The following is a 14,871-nucleotide window of genomic DNA, read 5'->3' as shown; positions in this document are numbered from 1 at the left end:
ATATGTAATAATTGAATTTTATAGAATATGAAACGATTGATATTTATTAAGTACTTGTTGATGTCTTTACTGTGTACCTGTTTGTCATCGTGTTTAACTGCCGGGTTAGATGATGACCTGCCGGTTTATACTGAAGCAGAAGTAACTGCATTTAATTTTGAATATCGCTGGGCTATACAGGAAGGTATCAGTGAAAAGATGCAGGTAAAAACATTGACTACGAAAACTCTGATCAATAATGAAGAGGGGCTCATCGAATGCACCATTACAGTGCCTAAAGCTTCCGGAACATTTACGGACGAGGTTCGGAATCAGGTTTCTCTATCCAACATTGTTGGCTATGCTACAATTTCGACTGCTGCTTCCATCGCTCCGATAGGTTCCACTCCGGTATTGGGAAAGGTTGGTGATTTTTCCCAATCAGATCTGGTTTATGAAGTGACGGCAGCAGATAATAAGAATAAAAAGCAATGGAGATTGGTTATTACAGGATTGAGTAAGTAATAGTTACTATATGTAAAAAGCACTCTCAAAGAATAATCTTTAGGTTTTTCTCAGAGGGTGCTTTTTTGTATATCATTCCGTGTGAAAAGTAATATAAATTGATTTGAAAATGAAAAGATTAATATGTGTTTTGATATTACTGCTTCATTCTGTAGTGTTTCTTCATTGTTATGCGGAGACAGGAGAGTGGGTGGATGTGTCATCCTTTGGGGCTGTTCCAAATGACGGCCTGGACGATTCGGAGGCTATTCGTAAGGCTTGCAATTATTGCAGGCACCGTAAAGGAGCTGTTTTATTTTTCCCTCCCGGCTTATATAATTATAGGGATTCTTTAGCTCTAAAGATTGAGAGAGACGCAATTAGCGGTGCGTATGGAGAAAATGTTCAGGGTACTTTGTTTAAGCCGGATGCTCCTTATGTAAAGGCTTTGGATTTAGCTGGTGCAGAGGATCTTGTTATTGACGCAGGCGGTGCAACGTTGTTGTTGGATGGTTGGTATGAAGTTATATCAATAGTAGGGGCACGAAATGTAACGGTTAAAGGATTGAGTATTACTTACCGACGTCCCCCCAATACGGTAGGAAAGATAATGAAGTTCAATGAAAAAAGCTTCGATATGCAGATTGATCCTGAACGTTATTATTATTTGGATGAGGTAGTGACGGGAAGGGTACATTATGTTGATGCAGTGAAAAAAAGATTGTATACGGGAGGAAGATGTTTCGGTAAAGAATTGTTGTCAAAAGATATGATCCGCATTTACACGGATTTTAAACCTTCTATAGGTGATTATTGTGTATTGCGTCATTCCGGGCATTATCGTCCGGCAATTATGATAAAAGAGTCGTCTGATGTTTTTATTGAAGACGTTAAGATACATAGTCAGCCAGGTATGGGAATTGTCGGACATTTGTCGGAAAATATAACCATGAATAATCTTCAGGTAATCCCGGAGGCAGGTGCTGTTATTTCTACAAATACAGATGCAACTCATTTTACCAGTTGTAAAGGGCGAATTACGATAGAAAATTGTAAATTTGGAGGTCAGGGAGACGATTGTACGAATATTCATAATTATTATTATACGATTGTCCCTCAAACAAAACGGTCTGTTGAAATTAAAATACAAAATGCAGATCTTCATGCTTTATCTTTGGATTATCCGGATGTGGGTGATACTTTGCTGGTTGTAAATAAGAACAATTTGATAGAGAGAGAACGTTTTGTTGTTCAACAGGTTGATACTTCTGTTGCAGATTGGAAGGTTTGTGTAACATTGGATAAAGATTGGCTTATAGGTTCTCCCGATCTTTTTTATATGACTAATATTACACGTCGGCCATCTGTCCGGATCACGAATAATACGGTGAAGAGTCACTTGGCCAGAGCATTTCTGATAAAGAGCAAGAATGTTCTTATAAATAAAAATGTGATACAGAATAGTACCGGGACAGCTATTCAGTTAGGGGCAGAAGCTGGTTGGCGGGAAAGTGGTCCAGTAGAAAATGTGTTGATTGAAAATAATTGGATTTCTGGTTGTGGCTATGCGCAAGGTACTCAGGGGGCTTCATCCGGCATTAGTGTTGCTGTTTCTGGCGTAAAGGAGAAAACCGGATTATTGAATAAGAATATTCTTATTCGGAACAACGTCATTGAAGCTGTGAATGAACATGCCATAGCAATAGAAGATGCGGAAGATGTTCAAATTGTAAATAATGATATATCGGGATGTCTACAGCCTGTTTATATGAATAATACTCAATCTGTAGTTGTAAAGAATATTCGTTATTTGGAGTGATTGTGGTATTATAAGTGAGTAGTAACAATATGTGAGTAACCATTTTATATAATAGAATATCATGAAAAAGTTATTTTTATTTGTGTTTTTATTTTGGACCTTTGTTTGTAGTGGCTACCTTTCTGCTCAGAACCGCTGGTCCATCAACCCCAACGGCAGTATCTCATGGGAGGTGAAGGGGCGCATTCCTCATTACGATCATATCGAAATGAGCGGTTTGAAAGTGTCTACTGTTTTGCGTTACGGGGTGAATGCCGACGGTTCTTTTGAGTTGAATAAGAGTATGATTTGGCCGATGCTTCGGACGATACCCAATAATACACATGCCAGTTTGATGCGCCGCTTTGCTTGGAACGCATCGGATATGGTATCGGTTAACGGGCAATCGCTTTCCGGCGAGAAGGTAACTAAAATCACATTGGATGGAACAATGACGGTAGAAAGTACGGTCGCTCTGCCGCGTAAGGCGCAAATAACCATGACCCGTGTCGTTTTCCCTTCTGTGTCCAATCCTGCCGTATGTGAGAAATATATTCTCCGAAATACGGGAGAGTCGGCTGTGAATGTGGAAATACCTGTTTCCCGTTCAGTTATAGACACCGATCCGGCTATTGGAGTGGATGGTAGTTATAAGCTGGTTTCCGAGATTATAGGATCGACAAGTAAGCAACTGAAACCGAAAGACGAACTTGTCTTTTATGCCTCAATCAGCGGTTATAAGCAAGGCGAGACAGAACTAAAGATGGATATCGAAAAAGAACTGCAGGTCCGGAAAGACCTGATCGCAGGCTTTTGGAATAACCTGATACTGGAAACCCCCGATCCCGTTGTAAATACGATGTTTGCCTTTGCCAAGATACGTGGAGCAGAAAGTATCTATGACACGAAAGGAGGATTAATGCATGGTCCCGGCGGTGAGTCTTATTATGCCGCAATTTGGGCTAACGACCAGGCAGAATATATCAATCCCTTCTTCCCTTATCTGGGATACGAAGTCGGAAATGGTTCTGCTCTTAACTCATTCAAACATTTTGCCCGTTTCATGAACCCTGAATACGAAAAGATACCCAGTTCCATCATTGCAGAAGGACTGGACGTTTGGGGAGGAGCCGGTGACCGTGGTGATGCCGCAATGGTCGCTTACGGAGCAGCCCGTTATGCTTTGGCAAGAGGAGACAAAGGTGAAGCTGAAGAGTTATGGCCGCTTATCGAATGGTGCCTGGAATACTGTCGTCGAAACCTGAACGACAAAGGCGTTGTAGCCTCCGACTCCGACGAACTGGAAGGACGTTTTCCGGCAGGGAAAGCCAACCTTTGTACCTCTTCATTATATTACGATGCTTTACGTTCAGCCGTGTATTTAGGAAAAGATTTGAAGAAACCTTTTTCGGAGTTGTCGGATTATGAGAGACAGGCTAAAGACCTTCGTAAAAGTATGGAAGACTATTTCGGAGCTAAAGTAGAAGGGTTCGATACTTATCAATATTATGAAGGAAACGACATCCTTCGTTCCTGGATTTGTATTCCGCTGACAGTCGGCATCTATGATCGTAAAGAAGGAACGATCAATGCCTTGTTCTCTCCCCGTTTGTGGACAGAAAACGGTTTGTTGACCCAGGCCGGAAGCGAGACTTTCTGGGATCGCTCCACCCTGTATGCTTTGAGAGGCGTATATGCCTGCGGAGCAACAGAAAAAGCAACCGAATACTTAAAATTCTATTCCAATCATCGCCTGTTGGGTGACCATGTCCCTTATGCCATTGAGGCATGGCCGGAAGGAAGCCAGCGCCATCTTTCTGCCGAGAGCGGATTATACTGCCGTATCATCACAGAAGGAATGTTCGGTCTTCGCCCTACCGGTTTGAAGTCTTTCACGTTTACTCCGCGTTTACCGGCTGAGTGGGATAAAATGAGTTTGCGTAAAATAAAGGCATTCGATTCCTCCTTCGACATTGAAGTGATCCGTGAAAACGGAAAACTGATTGTTACTGTCAAATCAGAAGGGAAAACGCTACTTCATAAAGCAATAAAAGAAGGAGAGGTAATCTCTATGAAGCTTGGCTGATTATTAGTTTATTACAGTTTCCTCGTAGTTCCATGCTTAGGAAACTGTAGTTCCCTCCTAGGGAAACTATAGTTTCCTGCCTGGGGAATTGTAATTTCCTCCCGAGGGAACTCCGGTTTCCTTAGGAGGAAATTGTATTTTATACCCCGTTCGACCCATTACGGATTTACACATCAGTTATACAACTATCCTTTCAGCGTAGTCTTTCGCCGAAGTAGCGAAGCCGGTGTAACCTTGATCTTTTGTTTACTTTTCTATCAAGAGAAAAGTAAGACTCTCTACCTGTTGATAACTTTTTTGTACTTTTCTCTTATATTTCTTGGAAGGTAATTTGATAAATGCTTAATTTTACCCTCTAATAAAGTAACGTGCCTGTTTACAGCGAAGTAAGGTGCTTTTGTTTAAGGGAAAGTTTAACGTGTAAGACATAAAATGGAAGAGAAAAAGCAGAGTTATCATGTGCCGGTGATGCTTGATGAAAGCGTGAAAGGTCTGAATATTCAAGAAGGGGGCATCTACGTGGATGTGACTTTTGGAGGAGGAGGACATTCGCGCGAAATCCTGAAACGGATGGATAGCGATAGTGAACTTTACGGATTTGACCAGGATGCCGATGCCGAACATAATATCCCCGACGATCCCCGTTTTGTGTTTGTCCGCAGTAATTTCCGTTATTTGTATAATTTTATGCGCTATCATGGTGTGGACGGTGAAGTCGACGGACTGTTGGCGGATCTGGGAGTTTCTTCCCATCATTTCGATGATAAAGACCGCGGTTTCTCTTTCCGTTTCGACGGAGCATTGGATATGCGCATGAACACCCGTGCCGGTCAGACGGCTGCCGATATCGTCAACACCTATACGGAAGAGGCGCTGGCAGATGTCTTTTACCTGTACGGCGAACTGAAAGTGGCTCGTAGACTGGCATCGTTGATCGTTCGGACACGTGAAAATAAGAAAATAGAAACGATCGGTGACTTCCTGGAGCTGGTTAAGCCTTTCACAGGAAAAGACAAAGAGAAAAAGTTTTTGGCACAGGCATTCCAGGCACTTCGCATCGAAGTGAACGACGAAATGCGTGCCCTGAAAGAAATGCTGCAACAAACCCTGCAGGTCTTAAAGCCCGGCGGACGTTTGGTTGTAATCACTTACCATTCGCTGGAAGACAGGTTGGTGAAAAACTTCCTGAAAACAGGAAACTTTGAAGGAAAAAGCGAGCAAGACTTTTTCGGAAATGTACAGACGCCATTTCGTATGGTAAACAATAAAGTGATTGTGCCTTCCGACGAGGAGATCGAAAGAAACCCCCGTTCGAGAAGTGCCAAATTGAGAATAGCAGAAAAGTTGACAGTTGACAAGTGACAGTGGACAGATATTTGTCTTAAAGAAAACTGTCAACTGTCACTTGTCAACTGTCAACTAAAAAAGTATGGAGGAAAAACAACAACGTAAAAAGTCGAAGAAAAAAGAGAAACGTCTTTCTCTTTTGTATGTGCTGGGCGGTGGTATCCTGAATGAGGATTTTATCGTTAAACACACACGGATGATCGTGCTTGTTGTGATAATGATATTCTTCTTTATCGGAAACCGCTACACCTGCATGCAAAAACTACGTGAGATTGACCGCCTGCAACAACGTCTGCGAGACATACGTTTTGAGGCATTGTCCATCTCATCGGAACTGACGGGGAACAGCCGCCAGTCGCAAGTAGAATTATTGATTGAAGAACAAGGTATAGAACTGGAAGGAGCCAAAACTCCGCCGTATGAATTATACAAATAAATATGGCTGAAGAGATCGAACCAATAGAAACCGCCCCGAAAAGTAACCGGATATTATTCTGTTACTTTATTGTCGTGCTGCTGTTGGGGCTTATAGCGGTTGGTATATTGCTACGCACGTTTGATACAGCTTTCGTGGAAAAGGAAAAATGGGAAAAAGTGGCAGAAAGCCAGAAACGCCCGAATCGTCTGATATTACCCGGACGTGGTAACATCTATTCTTCCGATGGAAAGCTGATGGCTACCAGTGTGCCCCGTTACTACACCTATATAGACTTCCGTGCCGATGGTTTTTCTGTCGATACGTTCCTGAGTTCAAAGGTGAACGGAGTCGATTCTTTGTCGGTCTATTTATCTCGGAAATTCAAGAACCGGACTCCTGCCGGATATAAGGCTCATCTGCTTCGGGGACTGAAAAGTAAAAGTCGTCAGTATCCCGTCTATGAGGGTCGTGCTTCTTATACCGACTTGAAAGAGATGAAGAAATATCCGTTCCTTCGTCTGAGCCGATACAAGAGCGGATTCTATACAAAGGAAATGGTACAGCGCCAGAAACCGTTCGGTACACTGGCTTCCCGTACGATCGGAGATATCTACGGTGAAATCGAAGCCGGAGGTATGACCAAAGGAAAGAACGGTCTGGAGTTGCAGTACGATTCGTTGCTTCGGGGAGAAGCCGGGTTGAGTTCTGTACGTCGCGTAGGCGGCGGCTGGACGAATGTCGTCGAGGTGGAACCTGTGGACGGTATGGATATCCGTACGACGATAGATATCAATATCCAGGATATTACCGAGAAGTCGTTGGTCGATATGCTGAAGAAGATCGATGCCGAATCGGGAACAGCCGTTGTGATGGAAGTTGCTACGGGTGAGATAAAAGCAATAACGAACATGGGGCGTATCCGTGAAGGCGCTTATGCCGAAACGAAGAACCATGCTGTGGCGGATGAAATAGAACCGGGCTCTACCTTCAAGGTTGCTTCTATGATGGTGGCGTTGGAAGACGGCATTTGTCAGCCGGGTGATACGGTGGATGTCGGTAAAGGTATTTATATGTATAAAGGAGCCCGTATGACCGACCATAATATGAACAAAGGCGGTTACGGTCGTATCTCGGCAGAACAGGCGATTTGGTATTCGTCGAATATCGGCGTTGCCAAGATTATTCTGAAAGGATACGAAAAGAACCCGACCAAATATGTGGAAGGGCTGTATAAATTAGGTCTGACTATCCCGTTGAATCTGGAAATACCGGGAGCCGGACGTGCTAAGATACGTATGCCGAATGATACCACTTTATACTGGTCGAAGACTACGTTGCCCTGGATGTCCTTCGGATATGAAACGCAGATACCTCCGATCTATACGTTGACATTCTTCAATGCCATAGCGAACGGTGGTAAGATGGTCCGCCCGATGTTTACCAAGGAGATTATGCACAACGGTAAGACGGTGCAGAGTTTCTCGACGGAGGTTCTGAAATCGTCGATTTGTTCCGACAATACACTGGCTATTATCAAGGATATGTTGTTGGGTGTGGTTGAGAAAGGAACAGGTAAAGCCGTACATTCGGATATTATCCGTATTGCAGGAAAGACAGGTACGGCACAGATAGCAACAGGCGGTGTTTACCGTACGAGCGGTCACCAGGTCGCTTTTTGCGGATATTTCCCTGCCGACGAACCGAAGTATTCCTGTATCGTTGTGATCCGTCGTCCGCGTATCGGTTATCCTTCAGGGGGCACGATGTCCGGAGGCGTAGTGAAAGCCATTGCCGAGAAAGTTTATGCCAGTCATATGTCGTTCGACGTACGTGATATGGAACGCGATTCGTTGGCTGTTATGCTGCCGGCGGCAAAGAACGGTAATCTGGATGCATTGGAAAATGTATTGGGCAAATTCGATATTGATGTCGATACGGACAGTTTGGAAACAAAGTGGGTTGCTGCAGCTCGGAGAGACAGTAGTGAGGTGCTCCGTTTGCACGATCTGACAATCCGTGAAGGACTGGTTCCGAGTGTGATCGGCATGGGGGCGAAAGATGCTGTTTACTTGCTTGAAAGTGCAGGTTTACGAGTTGTATTGGATGGAATGGGGCGGGTTTCTGCTCAGTCGATGGGGCCGGGAACGCGGATTGCCAAAGGACAATCCATCCGCTTAACATTAAAATAAATAGAAGGGCAGGTTTTCTGACCTGTCTGCAAACAGATAAAATATGGAACTGAAGAAATTGATTCATACGTTGGATGTACTGGAAACAGTGGGTGCTGATGATGTAAAAATCGCAGGTATCCAGTCTGACTCCCGTAAGGTGGAAGATGGCTTTTTGTTCGTGGCGGTAAGAGGTACGGCAGTTGACGGACATGCTTATATCGACGGAGCTATTGCCCAAGGAGCCGTAGCGATCATCTGCGAGGAACTGCCGCTTCTTTCGGAAGAAAAGATAGCTTCTTTCGAAAGAAAACTATGTTTCATCCGGGTGAAAGATTCGGCGGACGCATTGGGTAAGGTTGTTTCGACCTGGTATGACAATCCTTCGGACAAGCTGACGCTGGTGGGCGTTACCGGGACGAACGGCAAGACCACCATCGCTACCTTATTGTATGAAATGTTCCGTAAGATGGGACATAAGGTAGGCTTGATCTCCACCGTATGCAATTATATCGACGGTGAAGCGATCCCGACAGAACATACAACTCCCGATCCGATCACCCTCCACAGTCTGATGGCCCGGATGGTGGAAGCCGGATGCGAATATGCCTTTATGGAAGTCAGTTCCCATTCAATCGATCAGAAACGTATCAGTGGTTTGTCGTTCAACGGTGGTATCTTTACCAACTTGACGCGCGACCATCTGGATTATCATAAAACGGTAGAGAACTACCTGAAAGCAAAGAAGAAATTCTTTGACGACCTGCCTGCAGATGCTTTTGCGCTGACCAATGCCGATGATAAATCAGGTCTGGTCATGCTCCAGAATACAGCGGCAAAGAAGCTGACCTATTCACTCCGTACCTTAGCAGATTTCAAAGGAAAGATATTGGAGTCACATTTTGAGGGAACAGAAATGATCATTAACGGTCGTGAAGTAGTCGTTCATTTTGTGGGACGTTTCAATGCTTACAACCTGCTGGCTGTTTACGGTGCGGCTGTTTCACTGGGAAAAGATCCGGAAGAGACGCTGATCGTATTGAGCACGCTGCATTCGGTATCCGGCCGTTTCGAAACGATACAATCTCCGCTCGGTTATACGGCGATTGTCGATTATGCCCATACGCCGGATGCTTTGACAAACGTACTGAACGGTATCCAGGAAGTGCTCGATGGAAGAGGCCGAATCATCACCGTTGTGGGTGCCGGCGGAAACCGCGATAAGGGGAAACGCCCGTTGATGGCGAAAGAGGCAGCGAAGTTGAGTGACCAGGTAATTCTGACTTCCGACAATCCCCGTTTTGAAGAACCGGACGAAATCATTCAGGATATGGTAGCCGGGCTGAGCAAGGCGGATATGGAACGTACACTTTGCATCACCGACCGTACACAGGCTATCAAAACGGCCACTATGCTGGCTAAGAAAGGCGATGTGATCCTTGTGGCCGGTAAAGGCCATGAAGATTACCAGGATGTGAAAGGCGTAAAACATCATTTTGACGACCGTGAGAAGTTACGGGAAATATTTGCAACACAACAACAATAAAACGACATGCTTTATTATCTTTTTAATTATCTGGATCAATTGGATTTACCTGGAGCGGGGATGTTTAAATACGTATCATTCCGTTCCGGATTGGCACTGATCCTTTCCTTGTTTATCTCGACAGCTATCGGTCGCCGTATTATTGACCGTTTGCAGATGTTGCAGATCGGTGAGACGGTACGTAACCTCGGACTGGAAGGGCAGATGAGTAAGAAAGGTACACCGACAATGGGAGGTGTCATTATCATCATTGCTATCCTGATCCCGACTTTACTTTGTGCCAAGCTGAATAATATTTATGTGATCCTGATGATGGTCACCACCGTTTGGCTGGGCGCTCTTGGTTTTGCCGACGACTATATCAAGGTGTTCCGTAAGAATAAAGAAGGGATGCACGGTAAATTCAAGATCATCGGACAGGTCGGCCTGGGGCTGATTGTAGGTTTGGTGTTGTTTATGAGCCCGGATGTCGTGATTAAGGAGAATATGGAGGTGCGCCATGATAATGTGATTGAAGAAGTCCACTATCATACGGTAGAAACGAAGTCAACCAAAACGACCATCCCTTTCATGAAGAATAACAATTTCGATTATGCCCAACTGGTTAGCTGGGCAGGCGATTATAAAGAAGAAGCGGCATGGCTGGTCTTTGTTTTAATGACCATATTTGTGGTGACAGCCGTATCGAACGGGGCAAACCTGACGGACGGACTAGACGGTCTGGCTGCCGGAACCTCTGCAATCATAGGCGTTGCGTTAGGTATTTTGGCGTATATGTCCGCCCACTTCGAGTTCGCTTCCTTCCTGAATATCATGTTTATCCCCGGAGCGGAAGAGTTGGTGGTGTTTGCCGCCGCCTTTATCGGGGCGACAGTCGGTTTCCTTTGGTATAACTCATACCCTGCGCAGGTATTTATGGGTGATACGGGAAGTCTGACACTGGGTGGTATAATCGCGGTATTTGCTATAATTATACGTAAAGAGTTGCTAATACCAATTCTTTGTGGTATTTTTCTCGCTGAAAGTATTTCGGTTATGGCGCAGGTTGCCTACTTCAAATATACAAAAAAGAAGTATGGCGAAGGTCGTCGTATATTTAAGATGACGCCATTGCACCATCATTTCCAGAAAGCGGGGAATGCAGGAATACAAGCATTGCTGCAAAAACCGTTCAATGTGGTACCCGAATCGAAGATAGTGGTACGTTTTTGGTTGATCGGTATTATTTTGGCGGTTATAACGATCGTCACATTGAAGATGAGATAATAAATATATATAAACGTGGAAAGAATTGTTGTATTAGGGGGAGGAGAAAGCGGTGCAGGTGCAGCCGTGTTGGCGAAGGCAAAAGGATTTGACGTGTTCGTTTCCGACTTTTCGTCTATCAAACCCAAGTATAAGGATATGCTCGACGCCCACGGAATCCGTTGGGAAGAAGGACAGCATACCGAAGCCGACATTCTGAATGCCGACGAGATCATCAAAAGCCCCGGAATACCCGACAAGGCTCCGATGATCCAGAAACTGAAAGCGCAGGGGACGCATATCATCTCCGAAATAGAATTTGCCGGACGATACACCGACTCGAAAATGATCTGTATCACCGGAAGTAATGGTAAGACAACGACTACCATGCTTACATACCATATCCTGAAAGAAGCCGGAGTGGATGTCGGCCTGGCAGGAAACGTAGGAAACAGCCTGGCATTGCAGGTTGCCGAAGACCCGCACGCGGTCTACGTGATCGAACTGAGCAGTTTTCAGTTGGACAACATGTACGACTTCAAAGCGGATATAGCTATCTTGTTGAATATAACACCCGATCATCTGGACCGTTATAACTACGAGATGCAGAATTATGTGAACGCCAAGTTCCGCATAATCCAGAACCAAACGTCGGAAGATGCGTTCATCTTCTGGAACGACGACCCGATCATTGCCCGTGAGATCGCTAAACGCCATCCTGCGGCAACTCTTTACCCATTCGCCGAAACGCATGAAGACGGCGTGAAGGGATATACGGATAATAAGCAAATAGTAATTGAAACCTCAAACGGAACATTTACAATGGATCAGGACTTATTAGCATTAACGGGTACACATAACCTGTACAATTCGCTGGCATCGGGCATCGCATCCAAGGTGGTCGATATCCACGATGAAAATATACGGGCTTCACTGAGTGACTTTACCGGGGTGGAACACCGCCTGGAGAAAGTGGCCCGTGTACGCGGAGTAGACTATATCAACGACTCGAAAGCGACGAATGTAAACTCTTGCTGGTATGCCTTGCAAAGTATGACGACCAAACTGGTACTGATACTGGGCGGAACAGACAAGGGTAACGACTATTCCGAGATTGAAGAACTTGTAAAACAAAAAGTACGTGCCTTGATTTTCCTGGGTGTCGACAATAACAAACTGCATACTTTCTTCGACGGAAAGGTGTCGCAGATTGAAGATGCCCGCTCGATGGAAGAAGCGGTAAGCAAGGCTTATAAACTGGCAGAAAAGGGAGACACCGTTTTGTTATCACCCTGCTGCGCCAGCTTCGATCTCTTCAAGAGTTACGAAGACCGCGGCGACCAGTTCAAGGCATGCGTACGTAACTTGTAAAATGAATTAGAATGGATTTGGCAAGTAAATTATTTAAGGGCGACCGGGTGATATGGATCATCTTTATGTTCCTGTGCTTGATTTCGGTGATTGAGGTGTTCAGTGCCACGAGCACGATTGCCTATAAGAACGCGAATCATTGGGCACCGATCGTCCGGCATGCCACTTTCCTGCTGGGGGGATTTGTGCTTGTCTTGTTGCTGCACAATGTCCCGTGCCGGTTCTTTCCGGCGTTTATTCTGTTGCTTCCTGTGTCGGTGCTGATGTTGATCGTCACGCCTTTTGTGGGAATCAATGCCAATGATGCGCACCGCTGGCTGGAGATATTCGGGATACAGTTCCAGCCCTCCGAGTTTGCGAAGCTCGCATCCATTGTGTTCATCGCTTTCCTGCTCAGTAAGCGGAGTAAATTTACGGACGACCAGATATTCAAGTATATATTGATCGGGGTGGGTACGACATGTGTCCTGATCCTTCCCGAGAACTTCTCGACTGCTTTTATGTTGTTTGGCGTTTGCTTCCTGATGATGTTTATCGGGCAGTTGCCGCTGATGAAACTGGGTAAACTGGCGGGTGTCCTGATATTGGCACTTATCCTGTTTATCGTGCTGTTGCGGTTTACGCCGGCAGGAGTCGCCCAGTATCTGCCGGATCGTTTTGCTACGTGGCAGGGACGTTTGGAGCGTTTCTTCGACGGGCACGAATCGGATACCGATGAAAATGGTGTATATAAGATAACCGATGATAATTACCAGGTCTCCCATGCAAAGATCGCGATTGCACACGGAGGTTTGTTCGGGCAGTTGCCTGGTCATGGTCAGCAGAGGGATTTCCTTCCGCAGGCTTATTCCGACTTTATTTATGCGATCATTATAGAAGAGTTGGGCGTCGTCGGGGGCGTATTCGTGCTGATGCTGTATATCATGCTGCTGGTGCGAGTCGGGATGATTGCCCGGAAATGCGATAAAGCCTTTCCGAAATACCTTGTGCTGGGGTGCGGCCTGCTGGTCGTGGTGCAGGCACTGGCCAATATGGCAGTGGCAGTCAACCTGATACCGGTGACCGGTCAGCCGATGCCGTTGGTCAGCCGTGGTGGTACCTCTACGGTGATATCCTGTATCTATTTCGGGATCATCCTGAGTGTGAGCCGTTTCGGAGCCAATATGGGTAACGAAGAAGATGAGCTTCCGAAAGAGGAAACCGAAGGTGCCGGTGCAGCTCCGGCTATTACGGAAGAAGAAATATCCAACTGGGTGCCTGATACGCTACCCGAAACGGAAGAAGAAGTAACAGAAACAAAATAGAAAATGAAACAGTACCGTATAATAATAAGCGGCGGCGGAACCGGCGGGCATATCTTCCCGGCCATCTCCATCGCCAATACCATCAGGAAACGTTTTCCTGATGCGGAAATCTTATTTGTAGGTGCGGAAGACCGGATGGAGATGGAGAAGGTTCCGGCCGCCGGCTATCAGATAGTAGGCTTACCGGTGAGTGGTTTCGACCGTGCTCACCTGTTCAATAATATAAAGGTGCTTAACCGACTACGTAAAAGTCTCGGACTGGCGAAGAAGACGATCCGCGAGTTCCGTCCCGATATCGCAGTAGGCGTGGGAGGCTATGCCAGTGGTCCGACCCTGTGGATGGCTGCTTCGCAAGGCATCCCGACACTGATTCAGGAGCAGAACTCTTATGCCGGAGTGACCAATAAGTTACTTGCAAAGAAAGCATCGAAAATATGTGTCGCTTACGATGGAATGGAGAAGTTCTTCCCTGCAGACAAGATTGTGGTAACCGGAAACCCTGTCCGTCAGGATCTGGAGGAAGCCCTCGGTAAGAAAGAAGAAGCATTGGCTTTCTTCGGTCTGTCGCCTGAGAAGAAAACGATCCTGGTGGTAGGAGGCAGCCTGGGGGCACGAACGATCAACCGAAGTATTCAAGGTGACCTCGACAAGTTGTTCGGCTCTGATGTACAGGTGATCTGGCAGACCGGACGTTATTATTACAACGAAGCCACCAAGCATCTGAAAGCCTATCGCGGCATGCCGATCTGGTGTTCCGACTTTATCACCCGTATGGATTATGCCTATTCAGCAGCCGATCTGATCATATCCCGTGCCGGTGCAAGTTCGATCTCCGAACTCTGTCTGTTGAAGAAACCGGTCATCCTGGTCCCTTCCCCCAACGTGGCGGAAGATCATCAGACAAAAAATGCGCTCGCTTTGGTAAACAAAGACGCGGCGATCATGGTTGCAGATAAAGATGCGGAGCAGGAACTGGTCACGAAAGCACTCGAAGTCGTTCATGACGACGAACGGCTGGCACAGATGAGTCGTAACATCGAAAAACTGGCACATCATCACAGTGCAGACCAAATTGTCGACGAAATAATGAAGATAATAAAATAAA

11 protein-coding genes are annotated in these 14,871 nt (G+C 45.7%); all 11 read left to right on the top strand.

Annotated features, from left to right (window positions below):
* The first annotated feature begins 27 nt into the window (after window positions 1-27).
* The 11 genes from DXD68_RS08420 (at window position 28) to murG (ending at window position 14,870) form a co-directional block, all read left to right on the top strand.
* Complete coding sequence (locus tag DXD68_RS08420; protein WP_122361207.1) at window positions 28-504, top strand: DUF5018-related domain-containing protein; 477 nt, start codon at window positions 28-30, stop codon at window positions 502-504.
* Between the two features lie 109 nt (window positions 505-613).
* Window positions 614-2,302: a right-handed parallel beta-helix repeat-containing protein gene (locus DXD68_RS08415; RefSeq protein WP_122361206.1), complete on the top strand. Its 1,689-nt coding sequence runs from the start codon at window positions 614-616 to the stop codon at window positions 2,300-2,302.
* Between the two features lie 61 nt (window positions 2,303-2,363).
* Window positions 2,364-4,367, top strand: coding sequence for a hypothetical protein (locus tag DXD68_RS08410; protein WP_122361205.1), 2,004 nt, complete (start codon window positions 2,364-2,366; stop codon window positions 4,365-4,367).
* 432 nt (window positions 4,368-4,799) lie between these two features.
* On the top strand, window positions 4,800-5,729 hold the full coding sequence (gene rsmH / locus DXD68_RS08405; protein WP_122361204.1) for a 16S rRNA (cytosine(1402)-N(4))-methyltransferase RsmH: 930 nt from the start codon (window positions 4,800-4,802) through the stop codon (window positions 5,727-5,729).
* Between the two features lie 67 nt (window positions 5,730-5,796).
* Window positions 5,797-6,150 (top strand): FtsL-like putative cell division protein, encoded by a 354-nt coding sequence (locus DXD68_RS08400; protein ID WP_009859918.1) that lies wholly within the window; start codon window positions 5,797-5,799, stop codon window positions 6,148-6,150.
* Window positions 6,151-6,152: 2 nt separating this feature from the next.
* Entirely contained in the window at window positions 6,153-8,321 is a 2,169-nt protein-coding gene (locus DXD68_RS08395) for a penicillin-binding protein (RefSeq protein ID WP_122361203.1), read from the top strand.
* 43 nt (window positions 8,322-8,364) lie between these two features.
* Window positions 8,365-9,846: a UDP-N-acetylmuramoyl-L-alanyl-D-glutamate--2,6-diaminopimelate ligase gene (locus DXD68_RS08390; RefSeq protein WP_122361202.1), complete on the top strand. Its 1,482-nt coding sequence runs from the start codon at window positions 8,365-8,367 to the stop codon at window positions 9,844-9,846.
* 6 nt (window positions 9,847-9,852) lie between these two features.
* Window positions 9,853-11,112, top strand: a complete 1,260-nt coding sequence (gene mraY, locus DXD68_RS08385) for a phospho-N-acetylmuramoyl-pentapeptide-transferase (RefSeq protein WP_075559219.1) — start codon at window positions 9,853-9,855, stop codon at window positions 11,110-11,112.
* A 15-nt stretch (window positions 11,113-11,127) separates the two neighbouring features.
* Complete coding sequence (gene murD, locus DXD68_RS08380; protein ID WP_122361201.1) at window positions 11,128-12,462, top strand: UDP-N-acetylmuramoyl-L-alanine--D-glutamate ligase; 1,335 nt, start codon at window positions 11,128-11,130, stop codon at window positions 12,460-12,462.
* 11 nt (window positions 12,463-12,473) lie between these two features.
* A complete protein-coding gene (locus DXD68_RS08375; protein ID WP_122361200.1) occupies window positions 12,474-13,766 on the top strand; it encodes an FtsW/RodA/SpoVE family cell cycle protein in 1,293 nt (430 codons plus the stop codon).
* 3 nt (window positions 13,767-13,769) lie between these two features.
* The gene (murG, locus tag DXD68_RS08370) at window positions 13,770-14,870 is read left to right on the top strand and encodes an undecaprenyldiphospho-muramoylpentapeptide beta-N-acetylglucosaminyltransferase (protein WP_122361199.1); all 1,101 of its coding nucleotides are present in this window, start codon (window positions 13,770-13,772) and stop codon (window positions 14,868-14,870) included.
* Window position 14,871: the final 1 nt, after the last annotated feature.

The sequence above is a fragment of the Parabacteroides sp. TM07-1AC genome (genome assembly GCF_003480915.1).
Lineage (GTDB): Bacteria > Bacteroidota > Bacteroidia > Bacteroidales > Tannerellaceae > Parabacteroides > Parabacteroides chongii.
This window is presented reverse-complemented; position numbering and strand designations above follow the sequence as displayed.